This window comes from Holophaga foetida DSM 6591, assembly GCF_000242615.2.
Lineage (GTDB): Bacteria > Acidobacteriota > Holophagae > Holophagales > Holophagaceae > Holophaga > Holophaga foetida.
Window position 1 is genome coordinate 1,750,297 of record NZ_KI912268.1, and the last position, 13,453, is coordinate 1,763,749.

9 protein-coding genes and 3 tRNA genes are annotated in these 13,453 nt (G+C 61.9%); 10 read left to right on the plus strand and 2 right to left on the minus strand.

Annotation, left to right across the window (positions count from 1 at the left end):
• The first annotated feature begins 4 nt into the window (after positions 1 to 4).
• Positions 5 to 4,234 carry an acyl-CoA dehydratase activase gene (locus HOLFODRAFT_RS0207590; RefSeq protein ID WP_211237939.1) on the plus strand — a complete coding sequence of 1,410 codons (4,230 nt, stop codon included), beginning with the start codon at positions 5 to 7 and terminating at the stop codon, positions 4,232 to 4,234.
• Positions 4,235 to 4,287: 53 nt separating this feature from the next.
• Here the strand turns inward: HOLFODRAFT_RS0207590 and HOLFODRAFT_RS0207595 are convergent, their stop codons facing one another.
• Together HOLFODRAFT_RS0207595 and HOLFODRAFT_RS0207600 are read right to left on the minus strand one after the other, a co-directional pair.
• The gene (locus tag HOLFODRAFT_RS0207595) at positions 4,288 to 4,830 is read right to left on the minus strand and encodes an alpha/beta hydrolase (protein ID WP_005035476.1); all 543 of its coding nucleotides are present in this window, start codon (positions 4,828 to 4,830) and stop codon (positions 4,288 to 4,290) included.
• 101 nt (positions 4,831 to 4,931) lie between these two features.
• Positions 4,932 to 5,019, minus strand: a tRNA-Ser gene (locus HOLFODRAFT_RS0207600).
• 246 nt (positions 5,020 to 5,265) lie between these two features.
• Here HOLFODRAFT_RS0207600 and HOLFODRAFT_RS0207605 point away from each other — a divergent pair.
• The 9 genes from HOLFODRAFT_RS0207605 to HOLFODRAFT_RS20035 all read left to right on the plus strand — a co-directional run bounded on the left by HOLFODRAFT_RS0207605 (position 5,266) and on the right by HOLFODRAFT_RS20035 (position 13,369).
• Positions 5,266 to 5,341, plus strand: a tRNA-Lys gene (locus tag HOLFODRAFT_RS0207605).
• Between the two features lie 13 nt (positions 5,342 to 5,354).
• Positions 5,355 to 5,429, plus strand: a tRNA-Glu gene (locus tag HOLFODRAFT_RS0207610).
• A gap of 199 nt (positions 5,430 to 5,628) precedes the next feature.
• Positions 5,629 to 6,081 carry a hypothetical protein gene (locus HOLFODRAFT_RS0207615; RefSeq protein WP_005035474.1) on the plus strand — a complete coding sequence of 151 codons (453 nt, stop codon included), beginning with the start codon at positions 5,629 to 5,631 and terminating at the stop codon, positions 6,079 to 6,081.
• Between the two features lie 304 nt (positions 6,082 to 6,385).
• Complete coding sequence (locus HOLFODRAFT_RS22830; RefSeq protein WP_005035472.1) at positions 6,386 to 7,423, plus strand: DUF932 domain-containing protein; 1,038 nt, start codon at positions 6,386 to 6,388, stop codon at positions 7,421 to 7,423.
• 15 nt (positions 7,424 to 7,438) lie between these two features.
• A complete protein-coding gene (locus HOLFODRAFT_RS0207625; RefSeq protein ID WP_005035470.1) occupies positions 7,439 to 7,816 on the plus strand; it encodes a hypothetical protein in 378 nt (125 codons plus the stop codon).
• 307 nt (positions 7,817 to 8,123) lie between these two features.
• Positions 8,124 to 9,866, plus strand: a complete 1,743-nt coding sequence (locus HOLFODRAFT_RS0207630) for a type I restriction-modification system subunit M (protein WP_005035468.1) — start codon at positions 8,124 to 8,126, stop codon at positions 9,864 to 9,866.
• Positions 9,863 to 10,897, plus strand: a complete 1,035-nt coding sequence (locus tag HOLFODRAFT_RS22835; protein ID WP_005035466.1) for a RhuM family protein — start codon at positions 9,863 to 9,865, stop codon at positions 10,895 to 10,897. Before HOLFODRAFT_RS0207630 ends, HOLFODRAFT_RS22835 begins: the two co-directional genes overlap by 4 nt.
• Positions 10,894 to 12,267: a restriction endonuclease subunit S gene (locus tag HOLFODRAFT_RS0207640; RefSeq protein WP_005035465.1), complete on the plus strand. Its 1,374-nt coding sequence runs from the start codon at positions 10,894 to 10,896 to the stop codon at positions 12,265 to 12,267. The genes HOLFODRAFT_RS22835 and HOLFODRAFT_RS0207640 overlap by 4 nt, the downstream gene beginning before the upstream one ends.
• Positions 12,268 to 13,021: 754 nt before the next feature.
• Entirely contained in the window at positions 13,022 to 13,369 is a 348-nt protein-coding gene (locus HOLFODRAFT_RS20035) for a hypothetical protein (RefSeq protein WP_005035461.1), read from the plus strand.
• Positions 13,370 to 13,453 lie beyond the last annotated feature (84 nt).

Here is a 13,453-nt window from a genome sequence, read left to right on the forward strand (position 1 = left end):
CAGTGTGGGTTTGGTTCAACTGGAGCGCGATTCCCAGGGTGTTCGGATTGTTGAAGGGTGCAGTCGTTCCCATGAGGGTGACCTGCCGGGCCATTTCCGGGATGAGCTGGCCCGGGTCGCTGGCTGCCGTGTAGGTGCCACCGGGCGGAAGTTCCGGGACCGGGTGGTGCTCCCCTCCATCTCCGAACCCGAGGCCGTGGAACTGGCCTTCGGCTTCATGAAGGATCGCTACCCAGACATCCAGGCCATTGTCACTGCCGGTGGCGAGTCTTTCATGGTTTATGAGCTGGACCGTTCGGGCCGCATCGCCAACGTCCACACGGGCAACAAGTGCGCCTCGGGCACGGGGGATTTCTTCCTCCAGCAGCTCAAGCGCATGGGCCTGAGCCTCCAGGAGGCCCTGACCCTGGGCGCCAACCAGGAGCCCTACCGCATTGCCAGCCGCTGCTCGGTCTTCTCCAAGAGTGACTGCACCCACGCCCTCAACAAGGGCGAACCCAAGGGCAAGGTGGTTGCGGGCCTCTGCCACATGATCGCCTCCAAGATCCTGGCCCTCCTCCAGAAGGCCAAGGTCACCCGCATCCTCTTCGTGGGCGGCGTGGCCCAGAACAATCTGGTGGTGGACTTCCTGCGCCAGGAACTGGCGGAGGTGCTGGTACCCGAGGAGGCCCCCTGGTTCGAGGCCCTGGGCACCGCCATCTGGGCCCTGGACCACGCCCCGGAGCACCACGCCACCGACCAGATCTTCGTGGAGGGCAAGGCTCCCTTCGGCTTCCTTTCGCCCCTCTCCCAACATGCGGACCAGGTGGTGTGGAAGCACATCGACCGCGGGGAGGCTCGCCCCGGCGACCGCTGCATCGTGGGCCTGGACGTGGGCTCCACCACCACCAAGGCCGTGCTCTACCGCCTGGAGGATGACGCCATCCTCGGGTCGATCTACCTGCGGACCAGCGGCGACCCCGTGGGGGCCTCCCGGGAGTGCTACCGCTCCCTGGCGGATCAGATCAAGACCTCCGTGAACATTGTGGGTCTGGGCGTCACGGGTTCCGGTCGCCAGATCGCCGGGCTTCACGGCCAGACCGAAGGCGTCATCAACGAGATCATCGCCCACGCCGCCGCCGCCGCCCACTTCGATCCCGAGGTGGAGACCATCTTCGAGATCGGTGGCCAGGACGCCAAGTACACCCACCTGGCCAATCGCGTAGCCTCGGACTACGCCATGAACGAAGCCTGTTCCGCAGGCACCGGTTCCTTCCTGGAAGAGGCCGCCAAGGAGTCCATGGGCGTCGAGACCCTGGAGATTGCGGATCTGGCCATGAAGGGGGTCATGCCCCCCAACTTCAACGACCAGTGCGCGGCCTTCATCGCCAGCGACATCAAGACCGCCATCCAGGAGGGCCTCACCAAAGAGGACATCGCCGCGGGTCTGGTCTACTCCATCTGCCTGAACTACATGAACCGGGTGAAGGGCAACCGCGTCGTGGGCCGCAAGGTCTTCATGCAGGGCGGAGTCTGCTACAACCGCGCCGTCCCCATCGCCATGGCCGCCCTCACGGGCCAGAAGATCATCGTCCCCCCGGAGCCCGGCCTCATGGGCGCCTACGGCGTAGCCCTGGAGGTCAAGCGCAAGCTCTCCCTGGGACTCATGGAGGAAACCCCTTTCGACTTGGCGGAGCTCGCCGAGCGCACCGTGAGCTACCTGGAGCCTTTCACCTGCGCGGGCGGCAAGGAACGCTGCGACCTCAAGTGCAAGATCCAGCGGGTGCAGGTCTCCGGGGAGAACCACCTCTTCGGCGGCTCCTGCAACCGCTACGTCAACCTGCGGCGCAACAAGGTCATTGATGCCGAGGCTCTGGACCTGATCACCCAGCGGGAGCACCTGCTCTTCACCGAACGCAAGGTGGTGGCTTCCGGCAACCGTCCCTTGAAGATCGGCATCAACCGCTCCTTCCTGGTTCACTCCCTCTACCCCTTCTATGCGGCCTTCTTCACCTCCATGGGCATGGAGGTGGTGATGCCGGACGAGGTGGACTCCGAAGGACTGGGCCGCCAGGGCGCCCCCTTCTGCTACCCCGCCGAGGTTTCCCACGGCGCCATGGCCAGCCTTCTGAAGAAGGAACCTGACTTCATCTTCCTGCCCCAGGTCAAGGGCATGTTCGTTGAAAACGGTGCCCCCGAGAGTGTGGTGTGCCCCCTGGCCCAGGGTGAGCCCTACTACCTCAAGGCCGCTTTCCAGGAACTGACGGATGAGAAGCTCCTCGCCCCCGTCCTGGACTTCTCCCAGGGATTCAAGGGAGCCCGCCCGGCCTTCATTGAAGTGGGCGAGCGACTGGGCGTGGACAGGGGCACCCTGTCCTGGGCCTTCCGCCGCGCCGTAGCCGCCCAGCGGGCCTTCACCAAGAAGACCATCAAGCTGGGCCAGGCGGCCCTGGCGGAACTGGAGCGCGATCCCGAGCAGCTGGGAGTCGTGGTCTTCGGCCGCACCTACAACGCCTACACTCAGGGCACCAACATGGGGATCCCCCGGAAGTTCGCTTCCCGCGGGCACATCACCTTCTCCCTGGACATGCTTGCCTTCGCCGATGAGGATCCCGTCGAGAGCATGTACTGGTCCACTGGTCAGATGATCCTCAAAGCCGCCAAGTTCGTGAAGCGCCACCCCCAGCTCTTCGGTGCCTATATCACCAACTTCAGCTGCGGCCCCGACAGCTTCCTCCTGGGCTACTTCCGCCAGATCATGGGGGGCAAGCCCTCCCTGACCCTGGAACTCGACAGCCACACCGCGGACGCGGGCGTGGACACCCGCGTGGAGGCCTTCCTGGACATCGTGGCCTCCCATCGGGAGATCGAGCGGCGCAAGGAGGAGGCCCAGATCGAGGTCGACGGCTTCCGCATGGCGGAGATCATCGGCTCCTCCGTGGTGGACTCCCGCGGCCAGCGTCACGCCCTCACCGACCCGAGGGTCAGGTTGGTGATCCCCAGCATGGGCGAACGGGCCTCCCGCTTCATCGCCTCGGTCTTCCGCCATTTCGGCATGAAGGCCCACACGCTCCCGGTTCCTGGCGAGCCAGAGCTCAAAGTGGGCCGCGCCAACTCCAGCTGCAAGGAGTGCCTGCCCTTTACCCTGGTGATGGGCGCCTGCCTGAACTATCTGGAGGAGCGCCAGGACCCCGAGGAGGTCACGGTCTTCTTCCTCCCAGAGTCCTCCGGTCCCTGCCGCTTCGGACAGTATGTGGTCCAGCTGGATCAGCTCCTCCGCCACAAGAAGGTGGAGCAGGCCGCCATCCTCTCCCTGACCTGCGAGAACGGCTATGCCGGCTTCGGCCAGTCCCTCCAGCTCCGTGCCTGGCAGGCCATCCTCATGGCCGATGTCATGGATGACATCTACAGCGCCGTGCTGGTGCTTCCCAAGGATCGCCAAGAGGCCTTGGAGGAGTTCCAGGCCGTCTCTGCCCTCTTCGAATGGGCCCTGGAGAAGGAAACCTGGGACGGTATCAAGAACACGCTGAGGGCTGGCAGTGCCCGCCTGGCCCGCATTCCAAGGAAGGGCGACATCCACCACGCCAAGAAAGTCGGCATTGCCGGTGAGATCTTCGTGCGCCGGGACCCCCTCTCCACCCAGTACCTGGCGGAACGCATGGCGGAGCATGACATCATCTGCAAGGTGGCACCGATCCACGAGTGGATGTACTACACCGAGTACATCTACCGGAACGCCATCTATCTGTCACAGCCCGGCTTCATGGACCGCATGGGCTCCCTGGCCCGGGACTTCGTGAAGAACCGCATCGAGCGCCAGATCAAGGGCATCCTCGCCAAGAGCGGCTTCTACGAGTTCAAGCTGGTGAATGTCGGCAAGATGATGAAGAGCGTCAAGCACCTCATCCCGGCCCAGATGACCGCAGGGGACGCTGTGCTCACCGTGGCGGCGGCCATGAACGAGATCGTGGACGAGGCTCACGGCTTCATCATCATTGGTCCCTTCGGGTGTCTCCCCAACCGCATCGCCGAAGCCATCCTCACCCACAGCATGCGGGACGAAAAGCCCAACGTGACGGACCACATGGAGCTGGTGAAGGCCATCCTGGAACAGCACGCCTCCCTGCCCTTCCTCGCCATTGAGAGCGACGGTGGTGTCTTCCCCCAGGTCGTCCAGGCCAGGCTGGAAACCTTCTTCCTCCAGGTGGGACGCATGCATGACACCATGCAGCGCATGGCGGGGCGGTCGGTATAGAGACAAGAAGGCCCCCAAACGGGGGCCTTCGCTTTTCAGGGCTTCATCCGGAATCAGTCCTGGGGCCCGAGGGGGTGCTCCTGCCAGCAGCCCACAACCCAGTCGGCGATACGGTCCATCCACTCATCGAACTGGTGAGTGCCCTCTGGATCCAGCGTCCTGAGAACGCGGTCCGGGAGAGCCGCCAGGTTTTCCTCGGCGGGAACTACCTCGTCCCGTCCGCCCTGGAGCACCCGCCACCCGGAACGGAGCGCGTTGCGGGCCATGATGTCAGCCGGGATCCGGGCCAGAGGGCTACAGATGGAAAGCCTGAGAGGCGAGGGCGTCAGGGCCGCCAGCCCCCCGCCGAAGCTGAAGCCGACGGTGAGGTGAGGAATCCTCCCGGCCAGAAGGGTGTTCAGTTCCTCCCAGGCCTGGGCGAAGACACGCTCCATGGGCTTGCCGGGTTCGGGTTGGTTCACCGCCGACAGGGTTGGCCGAAGATAGGTCCCCTGCTCCCAGCCCCGTTTACGAAGCGATGACTCAAGAAGCCTGACAGAGCCCTCACCGGAACCATGAAGGCCATGCAGAAGAAGTATCGAGAAAGGCTGCGCCATGCTCCCATCCTGTCACAGCAGCAGGAGCAAGGGCTAGAGTGCCCGAAATGCCTACCGCCCCCAGCCCGCAGGCCAAGGGGCCACAAGCCTGGAACTTGAACTGGCGGAGGGTGAGGGATTCGAACCCCCGAACGCTTTCACGTCTCCAGTTTTCAAGACTGGCGCCATCAACCACTCGGCCAACCCTCCGGAAAGCTCATTGTGCCATGCTCCCCCGGATGCAGTCCATCCAGGCGCCAGGGCCCGGTGGAACAGGATTGGGCGCCCCATCAACAGCCTGGCGTTGTCTTCGCTATCACCAAGCTGCTGATGGCATTCCCAACCCATCCCAGCCTCCTGCCCTGGGACAGCGAGAGCACCGCTCCGCGCCCAGGAATAGTCCTTGACCTCCACGCCATTCACAGGCACACTTAGTTTTCTTGCCGGCCACGGCACGGGCCTATAGCTCAGTCGGTAGAGCAGCGGCCTTTTAAGCCGTTGGTCGCAGGTTCGAGTCCTGCTGGGCCCACCACCCATCACCCCATGGGGCTATCGTCTAGGGGTTAGGACATCGCCCTTTCACGGCGACAACACGGGTTCGAATCCCGTTAGCCCTACCAGCAGAACCCCCTGAGAAATCAGGGGGTTTTTTGTATTTAAGCGGCATTACCCCCTGACCCAACCGTCCCACGGGAAAATGGCAGGAAAAAGCTGCCCTGAATGAAGGGGAACAGTCGCGATCAAGAGCGGCCTCTTTCGCCCCTAGGTCAACCACTGACCATCCTTCCGACGCATCCTTGGGACAGGAGGTTCGGTACCATGAGTTACCCAGCCCAGGACCGAAAGGACCCCAATCTCAGAGCAGCCCATTCCTACAGGGCTTTGGAGTCGCAGTTCCTCAAGATGGCCGAGGGCCTGAAGGGAACCGGGGAGCCGTACGACAGGGCCATGAAGCAGGCTCAGATGTGCCGGGAGGAAGCAGAGTATCGGGAAGGCCTGACCAGAGAGAATACCTCCAGCAGCACGACCAACCCTCAGGACAACAGCCAGGAACTCAGCCGACTGATGCACAGGGGTAATTGTCGTCGCGCACACAGGATAGAAGTATGGAAGGTGCAGGAGGCCCACGATCTCAAGATGTTGAATCTCGGGATCGACACGACTATGCACCAGCGGAGACTGGAACGGGACCGGGAGGCCCTCTCGGCCCTTGAGGAAGAACTCCAGCACTTGGAAACCAAGTGCCGCCCCTGGTCTCCCAGGACTCCTTAGCGATGCCGTCCCTCCAACCCAAGAGCCGGGTTGCCATGAATGGGGCTGACATAGAACCGTTCCCCTCATCGCGGTCAGTTCGCCTATGCCTCCGCCTGTTGGGGCAACATGCCCGCGCGAGGGGAGGGGGTAGGTGGAACCGCCACCCTACACCTGTCCTCCCGACCACCCCTTCCCATGTTTTCGGAGTTGAAAAATCACGGGCCGTGGATTTAATTCCCCTGCAGTCCCGGCTCGAGGCCGTCGTCCACCACGTCAGCCACTGACCATTAAAAGACAGCATCCTTCCAGCAAGGAGGACTCCATGGCGCATAACCTCTGCATCGAATATGGCAAGGCCAGGCTCTTCTATTGCGGGGAAGTCCCTTGGCACGGACTGGGACAGTCCCTCGCCGGGCCCGCGACATCCAAGGCTGCCATCCAGGCAGCCGGTCTGGACTGGGAGGTGGAGAATATCCCCCTGGCCCTCATGGTCGGCAATCGTCACCTACCCATTCCCGACCACTTCGCCATGGTCCGTGAAGATCACCTCAAGATGAAGGATCCCCCCGTCATGGCCATCGTGGGCCGGGACTACACCCCATTGCAGAATCGGGACGCATTCCGCTTCATGGATGGCTTGGTTGGCGGTCAGGACCGGGCCATCTACCACACGGCGGGAGCCCTGGGGCAAGGGGAGAGGGTCTGGCTGCTGGTCAAGCTCCCCGGAACCATGGTGGTCGGGAGGGATGACCTGCTGGACAAGTACCTTCTCCTCAGCAACAGCCACGATGGACAGAGCAGCGTCCAGATGAAGTTCACCCCCATCCGAGTGGTCTGCCAAAACACCCTGACCATGGCCTTGGGCAACGGGCCCTCCATCCGGATTCCCCATCGGACGGGCATGGAGGCGGGGCTTCACTGGGCGGGCCAAGAGCTGGGCCTCATTCAGGACCACTTCGAGAACCTGAACGGATACTTCCTGGGAATGGTCCAACGCCCCCTGCCCTCCGCTCAATTCATGGAATACCTGGATGCAGTCCTCCCCCTTCCCGAGGAACCGTCCCATAAAGACCTGGAAGCACAAACAAGGTGGATTCAGCGCCAGGAACGAATTCTGCTCAATCGGGAAGCGGTCGAAGTCCTCTGGGATCAAGGTAAAGGGGCCGACCTCTCGGGGAGCCGACACACGCTTTGGACCGCCTACAATGCGGTCACTGAACTGGTGGACCACTTGCGGCGGCAGGAATCCCCCTCACCCAGCCAGCGGGCCCAGGCCCTGGACAAAGCCTGGTTCGGAGATGGCCACCGGCTCAAGTCCCACGCCTTCAAGCGGGCCGTGGCTCTGCTGGGAAAGCCCTGAGCTGGGAGGTGTTCCATGAGCGTCGAACTCGGCATGGTCCCGGTCATCGTCCGGAGGACAGCTTTGTGGGAAGCTGGCATTGAGGAAGAGATCCTAGCAGAGGGCGGGGTCCTCGCGGTGGATGAGAACCTGCTGGCCCGCAGCTTCATGTCCGGTTCTGATGCGGCACCCTTTGAGGACCGCCTCATGGCCAAGGGCGTCCCCGAGGAGGCATTCGCCCATGCTGGGTGCCCATGGATCACCTTGGGCCAGGTTGGCCCGCCCTACTGGGCCATCCTTCAATTCCGCTACGCCTACCTGACCGAGGCAGGACCGGGGGAGATCGCCGAGGTCGAATGGCTTGCCAAGCGTCGGCCTTATCCGCGCCCTTGGAGTTCCTGGCCACCAGAGTGACTCCCTGACAGGGCACCGCGGTGGAGGCTTGGTTGATCCGGGCGATTCCACCCCCTTTGCCGTCCCGCAGGGGGGGGTAGGTGGAACCGGCGCCCTACGCCTCTCCTCCCGACCACCCCCTTCCAAATTTTCGGCGGGTCCAATATCACGGACCCGGTTGGGCATCGCAGCGGGGGGGCTTTGCTGGATGAGAGATCTCTGACAGTCTCCCCCGCTCAGGGAATACTCACCCTGCCCAAAGGGTGGCATTGGCTTGTCAACCACTGTCCACCCCCTATCAGCCCTGTTGCGATATGGTTGAAGGACCATGGCCGACACCAACCTTTCCTCCTTCATCTGGTCCGTCGCGGACCTTCTGCGCGGGGACTACAGGCAGTCCGACTACGCCAAGGTCATCCTGCCCTTCACGGTGCTGCGGCGTCTGGACTGCGTGTTGGAGCCCACCAAAGAGGCGGTGCTGGCGGAGAAGGCCCTGCGGGAGAAGGCGGGGCTGAACCCCGAGCCCTTCCTCCTGAAGAAGGCGGGCCAGCTCTTCTGCAACACCTCGGCCCTGGACCTGAAGAAGCTCATGGGCGACCAGGACCACATCGGGGAGAACCTGCGGGCCTACATCCAGGCCTTCACCCCGGCGGTGCGGGACATCTTCGAGAACTTCGACTTCCACACCCAGATTGATCGCCTCCAGAAGGCGGGGCTGCTCTACCTGGTCGCGGAGAAGTTCACCCAGGTCGACCTGCACCCCGAGGCCGTCAGCAACGCCGACATGGGCATGGTCTTCGAGGAGCTGATCCGCAAGTTCTCCGAGCTCTCCAACGAGACCGCCGGAGAACACTTCACCCCCCGGGAAGTGATCCGGCTCATGGTCAACCTCCTCTTCGTGGAGGATGACGAGGCCCTCACCAAGCCCGGCGTGGTGCGCTCCCTCTACGATCCCACCGCCGGAACTGGGGGCATGCTCAGCGTGGCCGAGGACTACCTCCTGGAGCACAACCCCAAGGCCCGGCTGGTCATGCACGGGCAGGAGCTGAACCCCGAGTCCTACGCCATCTGCAAAGCGGACATGCTCATCAAGGGCCAAGACATCGGCCAGATCATCCGGGGCAACACCCTCTCGGAGGATGGCCACCCCGGCAAGGTCTTCGACTACATGCTTTCCAACCCGCCCTTCGGTGTGGAGTGGAAGAAGATCGAGAAGGAGGTCCGCAAGGAGGCCGAGCAGCTGGGCTTCAACGGACGCTTCGGGCCTGGCCTGCCCCGGGTGAGCGACGGCTCCCTGCTCTTCCTGCTGCACCTGGTCTCCAAGATGCGCCCGGCTGTGGATGGCGGCTGCCGCTTCGGCATCGTCCTCAACGGATCGCCCCTCTTCACCGGCGGGGCGGGGTCCGGGGAGAGCGAGATCCGGCGCTACATGCTGGAGAACGACCTGGTGGAGGCCATCATCGGCCTGCCCACGGACATGTTCTACAACACCGGCATCAGCACCTACGTCTGGATCGTGAGCAACCGCAAGCCCGAGCACCGCAAGGGCCAAGTCCAACTCATCGACGCCAGCGCCTTCTGGCAGAAGATGCGCAAGAGCCTGGGCAGCAAGCGCAAGGAGCTGAGCCCCGAACACATCGCGGACATCACCCGGATCTTCGGCGACTTCCAGGAAGTCACCCGGGACGGGGTGCCCATCAGCCGGATCTTCAAGAACGAGGCCTTCGGCTACCGCAGCATCACCGTGGAGCGCCCCGAGCGGGATGCCAGCGGCAAGATCGTGGTGGGCCAGAAGGGCAAGGCCAAGGGCAGGCCCGTGGCCGACAGCAGCCTGCGGGACACCGAGAACGTGCCCCTCAGCGAAGAGGTGGAGGCCTACTTCAAGCGGGAAGTCCTGCCCCATGCCAGTGACGCCTGGATCGATCCCGACAAGACCAAGGTGGGCTACGAGATCCCCTTCAACCGCCACTTCTACGTCTTCAAGCCGCCCCGCCCCCTGGCTGAGATCGACACTGACCTGAAGGCCTGCACGGACCGCATCCTGGAGATGATCGCGGGGCTGTCGAAATGAACCACGAAAAGAAGCTCCAGATCCGCAACAGCACCGCCGAGTTCCTGATCTTCACCCGGCAGGCGGGGGAGGCGGGCATCGAGGTCCGGGTTGAAGGGGGCAGCGTCTGGTTGAGCCAGAAGCTCATGGCAACCCTCTTCGAGGTGAGCGTCCCCACCATCAGCGAACATCTGAGCAACCTCTTCAGCCAGAAGGAGATCATCGAGGAGGCAACTCTTCGGAATTTCCGAACAGTTCAGCAGGAGGGAAAGCGGGAGGTCGCCCGGAACGTGGACTTCTACAACCTGGATGCCATCATCGCCGTGGGCTTCCGGGTCAACTCCAGCCGGGCCATCCAGTTCCGCCAGTGGGCCGTGGGTGTCCTGCGTGACTATGCCATCCGGGGCTACGTGCTGGACAAGGAGCGCCTCAAGAACGGCGCATTCCTCAGCGAGGACTACTACGAGGACCTGCTGGCCGAGATCCGGGAGATCCGCGCCAGCGAGCGGAAGTTCTACCAGAAGGTCACGGATATCTATGCCACGGCCATGGACTACAACCCCGAGTCCGAGACCACCCAGACCTTTTTCGCCACGGTCCAGAACAAGCTCCACTTCGCCATCCACGGACACACCGCCGCCGAATTGATCGTCGAACGGGCGGACAGCGAAAAGCCCCACATGGGCCTGACCTCGTGGAAGAACGCCCCCCACGGCAAGATCCTCAAGCCCGATGTGAGCGTGGCCAAGAACTACCTCAACGACACGGAGCTGAAGTCCCTCGATCGCATCGTGACCATGTATCTCGACTACGCCGAGGATCAGGCCGAGCGGAAGATCCCCATGACCATGCAGGACTGGGCCACCAAGCTGAACGCCTTCCTCCAGTTCAACGAGCGGGAGATCCTCGGCGACCCCGGCAAGGTCAGCCAAGCCGTGGCCAAGGCCTTCGCCGAGAGTGAATTCGAGAAATACCGGATTGTTCAGGATCGCCTCTTCGAGTCCGACTTCGACCGCCACATCAAGCAGAGCCTGAAGGGAGGCAAGTCATGAGCTTCCCGAGGTATCCGAGCTACAGGGACAGCGGAGTGGAGTGGCTGGGGGAGGTGCCGGAGCATTGGGAGGTTGGGCCATTCAAGCACCAGATCGCTCGCAATGACGGAGGTGTCTGGGGAGATGACCCCGATGGGATAGACGACACTATTGTGCTTCGATCCACCGAACAGACCGTTGATGGACATTGGCAGCTCAATGACCCAGCACCGCGAAAACTCAGCAAATCAGACATCGAGAGTTCGTTGCTGATTGAGGGCGACCTCTTATTGACGAAATCGAGTGGAAGCTCACTCCACATCGGGAAAACAACCCTAGTAACATCAGAAATCGATGCCATGCGTTGCTGTTATTCCAACTTTATGCAACGCATCCGGATGAATCCATCCTTCTACCCCAAACTGGCATGGCATGTCCTGAATAACAATTTGGCCCGCCGCCAGTTCGATATTCTCTCCAACTCAACGACCGGTTTGGCAAATCTAAACGGAACAATGATCGGTCAGATTGTTGTCCCTGTGCCAACGCCTGCGGAGCAAACCCTCATCGCCTCCTTCCTCGACCGCGAAACCGCCAAGATCGACGCCCTGGTGGCCGAGCAGCAGCGGCTGATCGAGCTGCTGAAGGAAAAGCGCCAGGCCGTCATCTCCCACGCCGTCACCAAGGGGCTGAACCCGGATGCGCCGATGAAGGACTCTGGGGTGGAGTGGCTGGGGGAGGTGCCGGAGCATTGGGAGGTCAAGAAGCTCGCATATCTTCTTTCCGAACCCTCTAAAAATGGTGTATCGCCAGAAATCAACAATAACGGTTCTACACCAACATTTTCCATTGCTGCCGTCCGAAACGGCATCGTTGACATTGAAAATCATATCAAATTTGCAGACATCCCAAGAGAAAGTGCCCAACCCTACCTTGTAAAACAGAATGACATCCTGGTGCTTCGCGGAAACGGAAGCAAAGACCTTGTTGGCACTGCAGGAATCGTTGCCTGCATACCTCCTGAAAATTGTATATATCCAGATATTCTTATTCGCCTTCGACTCAACACTCTTATTCAAAATTCTTTTTTTGTAACATGCTTAAATAGCTACACAATGCGACATCAGGTGGAAAACGCAGCTCAAACGGCTTCTGGAGTCTGGAAAATTTCAGGGACCTCACTACAGGCACTGCGGATGCCGCTACCTCCCCAGGAGGAGCAAGTAGAAATCCAACATCACCTGGAAAAAATAATCTTTAAAATCAATAACCTCACCGCCGAAGCCCAACGCGCCATCGAGCTCCTCCAGGAGCGCCGGGCCGCCCTCATCTCCGCCGCCGTGACCGGGCAGATTGATGTGCGGGGCTTGGCCACGGGCAGCCCCGCATGAGTGCCGGCGGCGGAGTCCGGGAGAGGGTGACCAAGCCCTCCGACAGCGGCAGCTCGCCCCTCCTCGCATCTTTTTCCGTGTGCTCCGTGTGTTCCGTGGTTAAAAGAGAAAAAACCACGGAACACACGAAACACACGGAAAGTCATCATCGGAGATGCCTCGCCCCGGATGTGACCCATCACCCCATGGCTGACAATCACCCAAAAAAGATGATTGTCCACAGATGCACACAGATGAACACGGATGAAAAGCAGCCCCGGTTGACGCCGCGCGGCGCTGGGGCCTGCCCCGCTTCGCGGGGGCGGGCGGCAAAGCCGACCGCGTTCCGGGAGGGCGGGATGGCTGCGGCACGCTCGCGTGCCTTCGGCCATCCCACCCTCCCGGAACCTGGCCCCAGTGCCCCGGTGAACACCCACCGTCCTTCATCCGCGTTTATTCGCGTCCATCCGCGGCTCCTTCATTCTTTTTTCTTTTCACCCCATCCCCGTCCATCCCCGGCCAAGCGCTTTTTTGCCGGGGATGCACGGGGATCAACGGGGATCCAAGCGCACAAGCCATCCCATCTCTGCTTCAATCCCGTTCATCCCCTTCAGCCTGGCTTAAATGGGGATAAACGGAATGCTGCCCCCATCCCGGCTCAGACCATTTCGTTGGTATCGACGATAGGGTCCACGCCACCGGCCCCGGGCGATCATATCGGTGAGCTCACCGATATGATCAAAGCCTTTTCCCGCATGGCTTTTTGGGAGTTCGCATGACCCCGGCCACCACTCCCTTCGAGCTGATCCGCCGCACCAACCCGGCGGGCAACGAGTTCTGGTCCAGCCGGGACTTCGGGCGGGTGCTCTCCTACACGGACTACCGCAACTTCGAGGCGGTGGTCGAAAAGGCCCGCACGGCCTGTTTCAACAGCGGCCAGCGGGTGGACGATCAATTCGTCGAGATCGACGAATTGATCGAGACCGGGAGAGGGGGGTGTCTGGGTCCTGAATCAGGATGGATAGAGCAGAGCCCTGCCCGGTGGGTTATCCAAGGGTACCCAACCCCCATTCGGATGACCCCAAATACTATTGCTGCACTACCTATACTTATAGACAGATAACCCACCCCCCTGCTATCCAAGCTGTACCCAACCTGAATCCGGGTGAGCAAGCATCTATTGACGACCATCTCCCCGAGGAAGTTC

Excerpts from the sequence above, each read along its gene's own strand:
- HOLFODRAFT_RS0207640 (WP_005035465.1), top strand. The coding sequence starts at position 10,894 with ATGAGCTTCCCGAGGTATCCGAGCTACAGGGACAGCGGAGTGGAGTGG.
- HOLFODRAFT_RS0207625 (WP_005035470.1), top strand. The coding sequence starts at position 7,439 with ATGAGCGTCGAACTCGGCATGGTCCCGGTCATCGTCCGGAGGACAGCT.
- HOLFODRAFT_RS0207615 (WP_005035474.1), top strand. The coding sequence starts at position 5,629 with ATGAGTTACCCAGCCCAGGACCGAAAGGACCCCAATCTCAGAGCAGCC.
- HOLFODRAFT_RS0207595 (WP_005035476.1), bottom strand. The coding sequence starts at position 4,830 with ATGGCGCAGCCTTTCTCGATACTTCTTCTGCATGGCCTTCATGGTTCC.
- HOLFODRAFT_RS20035 (WP_005035461.1), top strand. The coding sequence starts at position 13,022 with ATGACCCCGGCCACCACTCCCTTCGAGCTGATCCGCCGCACCAACCCG.
- HOLFODRAFT_RS22830 (WP_005035472.1), top strand. The coding sequence starts at position 6,386 with ATGGCGCATAACCTCTGCATCGAATATGGCAAGGCCAGGCTCTTCTAT.
- HOLFODRAFT_RS0207630 (WP_005035468.1), top strand. The coding sequence starts at position 8,124 with ATGGCCGACACCAACCTTTCCTCCTTCATCTGGTCCGTCGCGGACCTT.
- HOLFODRAFT_RS22835 (WP_005035466.1), top strand. The coding sequence starts at position 9,863 with ATGAACCACGAAAAGAAGCTCCAGATCCGCAACAGCACCGCCGAGTTC.